Raw genomic sequence first — 11,884 nt, forward strand, 5'->3', positions numbered from 1 at the left:
GGCTTGAGGATGGCATGGTTCGTCTATTCCTCGATTTTTGTTTTCACTGAAATGCGACCCAGCATCCTCAGACCAGAGTCAAAAACACCCTGTTAGAACAACGTGACACTTGTTTAAGTTGCACAAAAAAACTGCTCTGAATTGTATCAGCCGAGCCCAATTCTGACGAGGGCAAGCATTCACAGCCCTTCTGAAAAACCTAACGTTACCGCAAGAAAAATCCAGAAACACTTGGTTTGTCAGGAAGCGTCAATAAGCACACGATCAAAAACGTACCAGGAGGTACAATAAGCGTGCTTATTAACTTTCTACCACTTACACCATGAAAACCATTTGTTTTAAAATCAGGCTATTGCCTGTCGCCCTCCTTTGCGCTTTGGCAGTACCTGCCGCACAAGCTACCGACTTCTTCCACCAGGACACCCTGACCGGTGACTGGGATGGCGCACGGAGCGATCTCGCCCAGCACGGCGTTAACTTAACCGGCGACTATGTCTCAGAAACCGCAGGCGTGTTGAGCGGCGGCCAGTCTTATGGCACGCGCTACGCTCAGCAGATTCGTCTGGGTGCCACCTTTGATTTGAACCGTCTGTTCAATGCGCAGCACGCCGGTACGGTCCAGCTGTCAATCAACGATCGCCGTGGACGCAGCACCTCGGCGGATCTGGTCGGCAACCGTCTGCCAATTCAGGAAGCGTATGGCGGCGAATATACTCGCCTGAGCGAACTGAGCTACGCCAATTATCTCTTCACCCCGCAGTTGCAGTACAAGCTAGGCTGGCTGGCTATGGGGAATGATTTCGGCAGCCTGTCGATTCTGACCAACTTTATGAACGCAGGCTTCTGTGCTCACCCGCTGTCGATGTCAGGTGGCAGCGGCTGGGGTAACTACCCCAACGCCCACCTCGGCGGTGAGTTAAAGTACAGCTTCAATGACAGCTGGGCGCTGCAAACGGCGGTATTTAACGTTAACCCGGAACAGAACAGCGAATCGTCCCGTGCTTTTAAACCCTTTGCACCGGGCACCACCGGCTATATCGTCCCGGTTGAGTTGATCTACAACTTACAGGGTGAGTTACCCGGTCAGTACAAACTGGGTTACTACTACGACAGTTCCAACGTCGCACGTATCGACCAGCCCGATCGCCGTGCTGATAAACGCTGGGGTGCCTACCTGCTGGCCGACCAGACCATTTGGCAGTCCACTTCGCTGCGCAGCCAGAACCTGCATATGTTTGGTCAGGCCACCACCACCGATGCCGCCACCTCGCCGTTCCGTCACTGGTACTCGGCCGGTTTGGTATTGAATGGACCGTTTGCAGCGCGTCCGCATGATGCGATTGCCATTGGTTATGGTCGTGCGGTGTACAACCAGCACAGTCGTGATAATGCCGTTGACAGTTTGCGCGCCAAAGGCGAATTAGCCGACGCAGAAATGGTAAATGGTCTGGATATTGGCGAACAGCTGGTTGAGATGACCTATACCCTGCAAGCAACGCCGTGGCTGTCGGTACGCCCGAGCGTGCAGTACATCAAAGAACCGGGTGCGTTCTCGAATAAAGAGATCAAAGATACCTGGGTTGCGGGTGTGCAGGTTAAAGTGAAGTTCTAAAACAGAATGCCTTCCGCAGAGCTTGCGGAAGGCATAATTGCAGGGGATTAATGGCCGTTCAGCGCCACATCAACCGTTTTCAATACCTGATGCAACTGTGCCGCATCCACCTGTCCCGGTGCAGACGCCGTACCAATCATGCCAAAGGTCAGGTCATCACCAAACACTTCCCCGGAAAGCCGGGAAATCGCCCCCAGGCCGCCCATCGACATCGTCAGCAACGGTTTACGCGAGTAGTCATTGCGGATCTGCGCCGTAGCATCCATCAGTTTCACCACATCACCTGAATCATGTGGCATCACCGCAATTTTCAGGATATCTGCGCCCATGCTGTCCTGCTTACGCAGACGAGCAACGATCTCGCTGGTGGCCGGGGTTTTCTGGAAATCATGGCTGGACATCACCACTTTAATTCCGGCGGCATGGGCAGCGGTGACCACCTGGTGGATCACTGCCGGATCGCGGAACATCTCCACATCGAGAATATCGATAAAGTGATCTTTGATCAGCGCCAGATAGAGCTTGCCATACGCCTTATCGCTGATGGCTTTCGCGCCACCTTCAGACTGCGTACGGAAGGTCAGGATAAGGGGTTTACCCTGCACTTCAGCCGCAACCTGTTTGCCCAATGCGCCAACTTGCGCGGCATCGGTGGCGAAATTCAGATAATCAATACGGTATTCAATCAAATCGGCATCCGGGTTCGCGCCGATAACTTTGGCCTGCGCCAGAACCTGGTCGGCTGTCGCGCCGGTGGTCGGGATGATGACTTTCGGCATCCCTTCGCCAATGGTGGTCTGGCGAATGGTGATGGGTTGTGCGTGTCGTACGTTGACGGCCGCAGCCGGTGCGCTGGTGGCAGCAATGGCGCTGGTCACACCTGGCAAGGCCAGCAGCAAAGAAATCGCTAATACACTTTTATGCAAATTCATGGGGAGTTCCTGTTTCGCTAATGACACACCTGACTGGACGAGATCAGCTGCGAGGCTGTCTCTTTCCGGTCGGTTTATTTTTTTAGTTGCAGATGAATGCCGTCAGGTAATGCTGTGTCGCAGCTCGCTCAGGAATGGGTTATTGCATGGGGGCAGGCTTACTTAAAGGTGAAGTAGCACCGTCATCGGTGGTGGCAGTGGATGTCACATTCGCCACCGCTAAATCCGCGCTCAGCGGGGTTTGATAATGGATAGTGCCGTTACCCTGTGCATCAATGGCAACCATCTGATAGCCGAGGAAATGCTCCGCTTCGTCCATCGTTGCTTTGCTGTTGGAGAAAAACTCAATGCGGTAGGCAGTATTGGCCTCCCCTTTCACGCTGCCATCGATGGTTAGCGTCTGCTGGTCACGCACGACCCGGGTAATGACCGGCGCAGGCTGATCTTTATTCGGCGTTGCTTCACATCCAGCCACGTTACCATCAATGGCGCAGATTTTTTCCAGCTTGCTGGTGTCATTGCTAATACCTTCGCCACGATTACCGATAAAGGCCGCATGTTCGAGGCCAGGCACATTAAATACAATGGCACCGGCATAACCTGGCAGGCAGCTCCCACCGGCAAAGCAACGTTTAATGTCTTTGCCGTTGTCGACCATAATATTTTCAGTGATCCGGTTCACGGCTGGCCCGGTAATCCGATTAATGCCAAAGCTGCCGTTTTTACCGGGTTCACCCTGTGGACGCACGGAAACCGCCACCCGATTGCCGATCATGGTATTCCCGGCCACCACGTTGCCCGTCCCACTTAATGTCACCGCAGAAGAGAGATTGGTGAAGGTATTATCGGCAATATAGTTGCGATTTCCCCAATTGAGCTGTACGCCGTCGGAGTAATTTTCAAAATGATTATGAATCACTTCGTTGTCATTCCCCCACAGCATCTCCAACCCCTGTGAAGGTTCCTGGTTATGTACGTTGTCGGTGGTGACAAAGTTATCCGCAATCAGGTTAAACGAGGCGCCACGGGTGGCTTCCATCGCATCACCATTATTAATAAAAGTATTGCGGATAATTTTATTACGCTCGGTGGTGGTGGCGGTTGAGTTACCCTTGCCATCATCCCCGGTCAACATAATACCGGCACCGCCATGATTACCGACGATGCGGTTATCTTCAATCACGTTGTTTTTGGCGCGATTCACCAGAATCCCGATACAGAAATTACGCACTTCAACCCCTTGCAGGGTGACATCATGGGTATCGCGCAGCACCAGACCCGGCATGGTCGTGGTACGCACATTAGCACCGTACTGGCCAGGGACGGCACCGGGGCAGGATTGCGGGTCCACACCTTTAATATATCCAGAACCGTCGATGGCGACATATTTCCCTTGTTTAAGGAAATCGGTGTTAATAATCTCTACCGGACCTTTAATTTCCGGTAATGGTTTATTAGGTTTGATAATCAGTGGCTGGTTATTGGCGGAGTGTAATTCAATACGATAATGTCCGGGATTTTGGTTATTTTTTTCCAGCGCCCAGCGCAGCGTGCCCTGGCTGCCATCATCGGCAGGAGACGTCACCCGTAATACTTCAATACCTTGTGTTGCGTTATCTGCGGCGTGCGAAGCCAATGGCAATAGCAACGCTATTGCACAGGCAATGTTATTTTTAATCATGATGAATTCCGATCTGACTAAAGTAGCCGGAAATAAACACCGTTACTTTCCGGCCCCTGGTTTAATGACTTTTCCATCCCCGATATAATTGTTTTTTACCCTCCTGATTTAAAAGAAGCTGGTCCATAAAGAAGAGATTGGCATCGCTAGCACCAGAGCAGGCAACATATTGGCGACCGGGAAGATTTTAATGCCGCAAATGCGAAAGCCTGTGGCGAACATTAATACGCCGCCAACCGCCGAGAAATCAGCCTGCATGGCGGGCGTGGTTAACGGCAGGATAAACACCGCACCATAGGCGAGCAGTAGCTGAATAATCAGCTGAGGCACCGCAACCACCGCCACCGCGAAACCGAGCGACGTGGCAAAAATCGCGGCGGTAAACAAGTCGAGAAAGGATTTTGCAATCAGGACGCTGGTGTCGCCGGTCATCCCTTCATGCATCGAACCGAAAATCCCGGTGCCGCTGGCGCAAAACAGCACGATGATCGCCACATAACTTTGCAGGAACTGCTCCTGCGACTCCTTATCCTGTTCGCCGGAACTGACGAACATCTCGACCAGGCCACGCGCTTTGCTGCCGAGCTTACCGATACCTTTTTCCAGATAACACAGCTCACCCAGCAACGCCCCCAGGATCACCGATAACACCATCACCGGCATATGGCTGACTTTCACCACCAGCACAATCCCCATACACATGGAGGCTGCACCGAAGATCAGCGGCATCGAGGTTCTGATGCGTTCTGGCAGACGCGAACTGAGCAACGCACCGACAATGCCGCCGATCAGCACGGCAGAGCCATTAATATAGGGTCCTATAATCACGATTTATTACTCCTGGTCATTAAAGTCACGTCTTCCCCCCAGCGCGGCAGATCGGCACAATCCAGATCCATCAGCCCCAGAGCACGCGCCACGCTGTGCGCGATTATCTCTTCAACAGTTTGTGGCCGCGCATACAGCGCGGGCACCGGCGGAAACACAATCGCGCCGGATTCCGTCGCCTGCTGCATATTACGGATATGCCCCAAGTGAAGCGGCGTTTCCCGCACCATTAACACCAGGCGACGGCGTTCTTTCAACACCACATCGGCTGCACGCGTCAGCAGATTGTCGGTCAGGCCATTGGCGATAGCCGCCAGGGTATGCATCGAACACGGAGCCACCAGCATGCCAAGGGTGCGAAATGAACCACTGGCAATGGCGGCCCCGACGGCACGGATGGGATAAACCACATCGGCCATTTCCGCGACATCTTCAGCAGTAAGATCGGTTTCATGTTCGCGATTGAGGTGCCCGGCTGGCGAGATCACCAGATGGCTCTCCACCTCCAGCTGACGTAAATAACGCAATGCCTGTACGCCATAGGAAAAACCAGACGCTCCGCTAATGCCAACAATAACCCGTGGTTTACCGCTGCTTCGAATGACAGACCCTGACATGCTGCCTCCTTATTTTTTGTTGAAACCTGGGATAAAGCGATTCACATCCACTTCGAGGAATTCGCTGCGGTGGAAGTTAGCTTTCAGGTGGTAAGGCACGGTGCAGTCAAAGATAGTTTTGCAGGCAATACCGTGGTCGCGTACTGACGGGCTGTAGGCCGGATCAGAGGACGGATCAAGCGGATGGCAACGTACACCCGGAATAAACACGGTATCGACATCGCCCTGATAACGGGTGGTCATCGCCCAGATCACATCGTTAATATCAAACACGTCGACGTCTTCATCCACCAGCATCACATGTTTCAGCTCAGAGAAGGCGGAGAACGCCAGCAGTGCCGCCTGACGCTGACGACCTTCATCCGCCGGGGTGCGTTTTTTCACCTGCAACACCGCCAGATATTTGCCGGTGCCCGGTGTCGGGCAGTGTACGGTCTGCACGAAACCTGGCAGCGCGCGTTCCACCATCTGCAAAATACTGGCTTCAGTCGGGATACCGGCCATATTGGTGTGTTCATCGCTGGGGCCAATACAGGTTTGCAGAATCGGTGAACGACGATGGGTAATGGCTTTGACTTTGATCACCGGCACCTGAGCCTGTGCCGCACCGGTATAACCGGGGAATTCAGGCATCGCTTTGCCGGAATTGGTGTTCTGGTCTTCACGTACACGTACACCTGGCAGCAACTCACCTTCAATCACTACTTCCGCATTGGCGATGGCGCGTGCTTTCACGGTCAGACATTCTGCTAACTCAACGGCCTGGTTACGCAGGCTGCCGGCAATCGACAATTCATCAAAGCCCAGCGGCGTTGTTGGCGGTTCAAAACAAGCACCAATCTCAATCGCCGGATCGACACCGATGCTGATAGAGATCGGCAGCGGTTTACCGGCCGCTTCAGCTTTCTGACGGAAAGTATCGAGGTGACGGCCTGGCACGAAATACATCGAGATTTCGTCTTTGCTCTGCACGCACAGGCGATGGATGGTGACGTCGTGTTCACCGGTTTCCGGATCGGCGGCGTAACACATACCGAGGGTGAAATAAGGGCCGGCATCTTCCGGGGTGTTGGTTGGCGCAGGCAGGATTTTCAGGATATCGAAGTCCGGATCGCTGGCCAGATGCACCACTTCCTGAGATACCGCTTGTTCACGCGGGATAACAATCGGCGCGATCGGGTTAGCGACCGAATCTTTCAGCATAAACGCCAGATTTTCCGGGGTGGTGCCAAACAGGCGAGCCACACGTTTACGTGAAGACAGCAGGCCGATAAGCACGCGCATATCGTTGTAGCCTTTGATTTTGTTGAAAATCATCGCCGGGCCGATTTGCGTCGGACGTTTTACCGTGCCGTGTGCACCGACATAACGGTAAACGCCGGATAATTCCGCGATCGGATCTACAGGTTCATCGGTGTAAATCAATTCATCATCGTACTGGCTTAACACCTCCAGCGCGGAACGTAAATCGGTGACTTTTACTTGCTTCTCAGACATCTCAATGTCCCTCTTGGTCGTGGTAACCGGTGATGCATCGGCGCAGACAGGCGCTGGCACACCTTGAGAACAACAGGAGCGAATTCAGTGGCATAGAACCGGCACCTCCCGTCGTTACCCCCACAGTGTTAGAGGATCACTGATAAGAGTCCAATAATAATACCTGGCGTTTTGATAAAGAGTTATTATCAGTAAAAATCAGGAGGACATCGATGGATTACCGACATTTACACGCCTTTGTCGTGCTGGCGGAGGAGCTGCATTTTGGTAAGGCGGCACTGCGTCTGAACATCGCTCAACCGGCGCTGAGCCAGTACATCAAGGCGCTGGAAAAGGAGCTGGATCTTGCGCTATTCACCCGTGACCGGCGGCATGTGGCGCTGACGTTTGAAGGTGAGCAACTGGTGGAAGAGGCACGTATCGCATCCAGTCATTACACCAAGTTCCGCGAAAATGCGCGCAGTTTACGCCTGGGATATCGCGGGCAGATCAAGCTTGGTTACGTCGGTTCTTCGATACTCGACCCGGCACTCACGCTGTTAATTAATGGTTATCGCCAGCGTAAACCAGGCATTGATATCGTGATTGAAGAACGCAATGTTCACGAACAGCTTACACTTCTGTTAACTAATCAAATAGATATCGCCCTGGTTCGCTCACCGGTGCCACGATATGATCATCTGGACTATCTCGATCTCGCCACCCGCCCGTTGATTGCGGTGCTCCCACGTCGCCACCCGCTGGCTTCCCAGCCGCGCATTGCGTTGTCACAACTTGCTGCTGAACCCTTTTTGATGCAGGAAGATCCGCCTGGGGTTGGCCTGGGCTGGTCAGCGCTGAACGCCTGCCAGCAGGCGGGATTTGTGCCACAGAAAATCCAACCCACCCGTGATGTCTCGGTGGCTATCGGTCTGGTGTCGATGGGGATGGGGGTCACGCTGGTACCCGAAACCCAGCGTTCGGTAATGATACCCGACGTGGCCTACTGTTTTTTGCAGGATCAGCATGCCACTTCAACGCTGACCATGAGCTGGCAGCGGGAGATAAAGAATAAAGCGTTACATGACTTTATCCAGTTTGCCCGAGAGCTGACACAATAGGCACTCACAGCGCGACAAATCGCGCCGCTACACCTCGGTCCAGCCACGCAGCAGGTTGTGATACATATTCAGCAGCGAAAGCAATTCTTCGCTGTCGCCGTGACGCGCTTTCAGGCTCTGAATATTGCGGTCCAGCTCAAACAACATCGCGCGTTGTTTGTCATCGCGTACCATCGACTGAATCCACAGAAATGATGCGACACGCGCGCCACGCGTCACCGGTGTCACGCAGTGCAGGCTGCTGGAGGGATACAACACCAGATGCCCGGCGGGCAGTTTAACCTTGTGCTGACCGTAGGTGTCTTCAATCACCAGTTCGCCACCCTCATAGCTTTCTGGCTCGCACAGGAACAGCGTGGCGGAAAGATCGGTGCGCATCCAGCCTGCCGCGCCGTTATGACGCACCGCCCCATCGACATGAAAACCGTAGGTTTCCCCCTGCTCATAACGATTGAATAGGGGTGTGGAAATACTGCGTGGTAACGCGGCGGAAAAGAACAGCGGGTTGTTGTTCAACGCCTGCAACACCGCCGCCTGCAACCGATCATAGAGCGGCGTACGGGTGTCGATCTGCTGGTTATTTTTCACGGTGGCACCCTGGCTGCCGACCGTTACCCGGCCATCTACCCACTCGGCCTGTTGCAGCAGTGTGGTGAAACTGGCGACCTCTTCCGGCGTCAGCACGGCAGGAATGTGATACATCATCGCGTTGTTCTCTCTTAAATGAAGTGGAGCTGGCACATGCAGTAGCGGCGCGATTTATCGCGCAATCAACCTAAAACAGCGCGATAAATCGCGCCGCTACTGCCGTTTAGAAATGCACGTTAGCCGTCAACAGGAAGGTACGCGGCTCACCCGGATGGTAGCGGTAACCACTCTTGTTGATGGAGGCAACATAGTTGGTGTCGAAAACGTTGTATACGTTAAGCTGCAAATCAAGGTTGTTGTTCACCTTATAGCCCAGCTTCGCGTCTGCCACCCAGTAACCTTCGGTGTGGTCTGGCGTGCCCACCGCACCATCGCTACCGCGACGCAGGCTGCCAACATAACGTGCACCGGCTCCCACTGACAGCGCATCGGTGGCCTGATAGTTAGTCCACAGGGTAAAGGCGTGCTTCGGCGTATACGCCAGCGCCGATGAACCATCCTGCGCCACGCTGGCGCCCTCGGTGACAGAAGCATGTTGCAGGGTATAACCGGCAATCACCTGCCAGTCCGGGGTGATATTGCCGGTGGCCGACAGCTCATAACCTTCAACACGTTTCTTACCGTATTGCGAGTAGGTGCCATCGTCATTGGCGGACACTTCGTTCTCAATATCGGTACGGAACAGCGCCGCATTCAACAGCAAACGTTTATCCAACACTTCCCACTTGGTGCCCACTTCGCTGGATTTGGCTTTCTGCGGTTTGAAATCGGTACGGTTGGCGCTATTGCCGGTGCCACCCGCAGCCAGCGCAAAGTTGCTGCCACCCGGCGGTTGCTGGGAAATCGCGTAGTTAACGTAGACGTTACCCTGCTCGGTCAGACGATACAGGGCACCGGCTTTCCAGTTGACCAGATTGCCTGATTTCGCGGTATCGACTGTGGTAACCGGCGTACCGGTCGCCACGCCCGCCGGACAGGCCAGCGCACCACGTCCGGTGCCGCCACAGGCGGTGGCACTGTCATAATCGGTGTGATAATTGTCGAGGCGAATGCCGCCGTTCAGCTCAAAGTTTTTGGTGATCGCCAGCGTATCGAAGGCGTAGATACCAAAGGTGTCGGTCTGGCCGTTGGCATTAGCACCGTTGCGATTCAACCCACCCAGCGAAATGCTGCTGATCGGATGGTAGATATTCACGACAGGTGCGGTAATCGGAGTGACACCGTAGTTGGTCTGGTTCTCACGAGTAAACTCGACCCCGGCGCTGACATCATGCCCGACCGAACCGGTAAAGAACTTCGAGGTGATATTGGTCTGGTTGGTCAGGATGCGGTTACTGACGTCTTTCAGGTTGACGTTACGCGTCCAGGTCCAGGTGCTGACATCGTTCGGGTTCGGCATGCCAATGGTGCTGCCCATCACCGCCGTCAGCAGATACTCCTGCTTCACCCGTGACCAGCGCGTGGTGTTACGGATGGTGGTGTTATCCGACAGGTCATGCTCGAAACGCATGGTTACCGTATCGGTGGTGGATTTATCGAAATCTGAATCGGTGCCGTAGTAGTTACTGGTCGCGACTTTGCCAGACGTATTCAGCGCTGAGGACGCTGCGGTAGGCGAAGAGTAGCCCGGCAGCCCGATGGTCGGAATGCCGCCGTCCGGCGTGTTGTTCTGGTGAACGTGCAGATAATTGAGGTACAGGCGAGTGGAGGTATCAAGGCCAAACGCCAATGAGGGTGCCACGCCATAACGTTCATTCTGGATATTATCGCGACCGGCATCATGGGTTTTTTCACCCATTAAATTGAGGCGGAACGCAGCGTTATCGCTGATCGCCTGGTTGTAATCCAGTGTCCCACGACGCATCCAGGCGCTACCCACGCTGACCGACGCATCCAGGCCGGTATCAAGGCGTGGCTGTTTGCTGATCATGTTGATGGAGCCGGACGGCGCGCTACGGCCATAGTCGGTGCCTGACGGGCCTTTGATCACTTCTACCTGCTCGGTGTTAAAGGTATCGCGCGTCACGCTGCCAATATCACGGATACCGTCAACGTAGATGCTGTTGGAGGTATCCATGCCACGCATATACACCGCATCACCGGTCGATGAACTGCCGTTCTCCCCGGCATAAAACGCCCCAACACCCGGAACGTTTTTCAGTGCATCAGTCAGGTTATTCACACCCTGATCTTTAATCACCTGGTCAGGGATCACCGTGATGGTACGGGTGGTATCCACCAGCGGTTGGGTAAATTTAGGATCGGCGGATACGCCAGGAGAATAGAGTGAAGGCGTTTGCGCCTCCACCACCAGGGTATCGTCGTTCTTTTTGGTGGTGTTGTCAGCGGCCAGCGCGGCGGCTGGCGAGATCCCGATGCACAGCCCGGTAAACAAGGTCAGCGAGTTAAAGCTGCCAAATGGCAGGTTGCGATTTTTATCCATTTTGAAAAGTGTGGGTTCGTTGTAGTTATTGACGCGCACAACGGGCCGTACAAAATGGCCCGCACCTTAAATGATAAGAAGAATGGTTATCATTTACTTTCGTATTTTTGCATGAGCGCAACGCTAAGGAAACACATTTCTTTACGCTAACATTACGAATTCAATACAATTGAAGGAAGTGAGGAGGGTTTGTAAGAATTATTTAAACAATGTGCAGATATTCGTCAGAAATGGGCAAAAAAAAGCGCGATAAATCGCGCGGCTACGGTTTCGAGCGATACGTAGCGGCGCGATTTATCGCGCGTCATCACCGATGGAAGCATTCATCTTTCATAGTAACGGTAAACCGTCGGATGGAATTCAATACCATACAGTTGGCTTACCGGGATCAGCAGCTCAATATGTTTACTGAAATCCACCTCGTGTTGTTCGACCCCGGCAGACTGTGGCTCCACCAGGCGACTAAACCACTGTAGCAGTAACTTTTTCATCGGCAGTTCTCCAGAAATGTTTGACCCTGTCAGTT

The 11,884-nt window shown here is 53.7% G+C and carries 10 protein-coding genes; 2 read left to right on the top strand and 8 right to left on the bottom strand.

The window, feature by feature from the left end:
• The first annotated feature begins 376 nt into the window (after positions 1 to 376).
• The gene (locus tag AC6I8R_RS12720; protein ID WP_497832412.1) at positions 377 to 1,612 is read left to right on the top strand and encodes a carbohydrate porin; all 1,236 of its coding nucleotides are present in this window, start codon (positions 377 to 379) and stop codon (positions 1,610 to 1,612) included.
• A gap of 47 nt (positions 1,613 to 1,659) precedes the next feature.
• Here AC6I8R_RS12720 and aroD read toward each other — a convergent pair whose 3' ends face one another.
• The 5 genes from aroD to AC6I8R_RS12745 all read right to left on the bottom strand — a co-directional run bounded on the left by aroD (position 1,660) and on the right by AC6I8R_RS12745 (position 7,167).
• Positions 1,660 to 2,544, bottom strand: coding sequence for a type I 3-dehydroquinate dehydratase (gene aroD, locus AC6I8R_RS12725; protein ID WP_021182839.1), 885 nt, complete (start codon positions 2,542 to 2,544; stop codon positions 1,660 to 1,662).
• A 139-nt stretch (positions 2,545 to 2,683) separates the two neighbouring features.
• Positions 2,684 to 4,225: a right-handed parallel beta-helix repeat-containing protein gene (locus tag AC6I8R_RS12730; RefSeq protein WP_497832413.1), complete on the bottom strand. Its 1,542-nt coding sequence runs from the start codon at positions 4,223 to 4,225 to the stop codon at positions 2,684 to 2,686.
• A gap of 108 nt (positions 4,226 to 4,333) precedes the next feature.
• On the bottom strand, positions 4,334 to 5,053 hold the full coding sequence (locus AC6I8R_RS12735; protein WP_021182837.1) for a DUF554 domain-containing protein: 720 nt from the start codon (positions 5,051 to 5,053) through the stop codon (positions 4,334 to 4,336).
• Positions 5,050 to 5,670: a UbiX family flavin prenyltransferase gene (locus AC6I8R_RS12740; protein ID WP_208724098.1), complete on the bottom strand. Its 621-nt coding sequence runs from the start codon at positions 5,668 to 5,670 to the stop codon at positions 5,050 to 5,052. Before AC6I8R_RS12740 ends, AC6I8R_RS12735 begins: the two co-directional genes overlap by 4 nt.
• Before the next feature lie 9 nt (positions 5,671 to 5,679).
• On the bottom strand, positions 5,680 to 7,167 hold the full coding sequence (locus tag AC6I8R_RS12745; RefSeq protein ID WP_021182835.1) for a UbiD family decarboxylase: 1,488 nt from the start codon (positions 7,165 to 7,167) through the stop codon (positions 5,680 to 5,682).
• 212 nt (positions 7,168 to 7,379) lie between these two features.
• On the opposite strand from AC6I8R_RS12745, the gene AC6I8R_RS12750 reads away from it, so the two are divergent.
• Complete coding sequence (locus tag AC6I8R_RS12750) at positions 7,380 to 8,267, top strand: LysR family transcriptional regulator (RefSeq protein ID WP_021182834.1); 888 nt, start codon at positions 7,380 to 7,382, stop codon at positions 8,265 to 8,267.
• Between the two features lie 27 nt (positions 8,268 to 8,294).
• Here the strand turns inward: AC6I8R_RS12750 and ybiX are convergent, their stop codons facing one another.
• The 3 genes from ybiX to AC6I8R_RS12765 all read right to left on the bottom strand — a co-directional run bounded on the left by ybiX (position 8,295) and on the right by AC6I8R_RS12765 (position 11,849).
• Complete coding sequence (gene ybiX, locus AC6I8R_RS12755) at positions 8,295 to 8,972, bottom strand: PKHD-type hydroxylase YbiX (protein WP_497832414.1); 678 nt, start codon at positions 8,970 to 8,972, stop codon at positions 8,295 to 8,297.
• A 106-nt stretch (positions 8,973 to 9,078) separates the two neighbouring features.
• Positions 9,079 to 11,358, bottom strand: a complete 2,280-nt coding sequence (locus AC6I8R_RS12760) for a catecholate siderophore receptor Fiu (RefSeq protein WP_036624912.1) — start codon at positions 11,356 to 11,358, stop codon at positions 9,079 to 9,081.
• 323 nt (positions 11,359 to 11,681) lie between these two features.
• Positions 11,682 to 11,849, bottom strand: a complete 168-nt coding sequence (locus AC6I8R_RS12765) for a hypothetical protein (protein WP_415173562.1) — start codon at positions 11,847 to 11,849, stop codon at positions 11,682 to 11,684.
• Between the last annotated feature and the right edge of the window lie 35 nt (positions 11,850 to 11,884).

Source organism: Pantoea sp. X-Soil-OKNW-713, assembly GCF_059730685.1.

What these genes read in the sequence shown, in the direction of transcription:
- AC6I8R_RS12765 (WP_415173562.1), bottom strand. Translation starts at nt 11,849, where the DNA reads ATGAAAAAGTTACTGCTACAGTGGTTTAGTCGCCTGGTGGAGCCACAG.
- AC6I8R_RS12750 (WP_021182834.1), top strand. Translation starts at nt 7,380, where the DNA reads ATGGATTACCGACATTTACACGCCTTTGTCGTGCTGGCGGAGGAGCTG.
- AC6I8R_RS12745 (WP_021182835.1), bottom strand. Translation starts at nt 7,167, where the DNA reads ATGTCTGAGAAGCAAGTAAAAGTCACCGATTTACGTTCCGCGCTGGAG.
- aroD (WP_021182839.1), bottom strand. Translation starts at nt 2,544, where the DNA reads ATGAATTTGCATAAAAGTGTATTAGCGATTTCTTTGCTGCTGGCCTTG.
- ybiX (WP_497832414.1), bottom strand. Translation starts at nt 8,972, where the DNA reads ATGATGTATCACATTCCTGCCGTGCTGACGCCGGAAGAGGTCGCCAGT.
- AC6I8R_RS12760 (WP_036624912.1), bottom strand. Translation starts at nt 11,358, where the DNA reads ATGGATAAAAATCGCAACCTGCCATTTGGCAGCTTTAACTCGCTGACC.
- AC6I8R_RS12740 (WP_208724098.1), bottom strand. Translation starts at nt 5,670, where the DNA reads ATGTCAGGGTCTGTCATTCGAAGCAGCGGTAAACCACGGGTTATTGTT.
- AC6I8R_RS12730 (WP_497832413.1), bottom strand. Translation starts at nt 4,225, where the DNA reads ATGATTAAAAATAACATTGCCTGTGCAATAGCGTTGCTATTGCCATTG.